Origin of the sequence: Psychroserpens mesophilus (assembly GCF_050617655.1) — a bacterium.
Taxonomy (GTDB): domain Bacteria; phylum Bacteroidota; class Bacteroidia; order Flavobacteriales; family Flavobacteriaceae; genus Psychroserpens; species Psychroserpens mesophilus_A.
On record NZ_JBODQC010000405.1, the window covers coordinates 1 to 245 of the forward strand.

At 58.8% G+C, this 245-nt stretch carries 1 pseudogene; it reads right to left on the minus strand.

What is annotated here, in order from left to right:
• Nucleotides 1-245 (minus strand): annotated as a pseudogene (locus tag ACRHNM_RS17790) (aromatic amino acid hydroxylase); the annotation flags it as partial.

Below are 245 nucleotides of genomic sequence, written 5' to 3' on the forward strand. Positions count from 1 at the left end.
TCCGGGTCCGTACCCGTGGCCTCTTTAATGATGGACAGGTGACGGACAGCCTCGTAAACCTCGTAGTCGTGAGCACTGGATATCGCCTTGCATCCGATTTCGCCAAACCGCCGCAGGTATTCCGCGTATTCGGGGTTCGCAATAATCGGGGCATGGCCGGCCCCCTCGTGGATGATATCCGGGGCCGGGGTGTATTCGATGTGGTCCAGCTGGCGGATATCCGAAGCGATGACCAGCACGTTGTA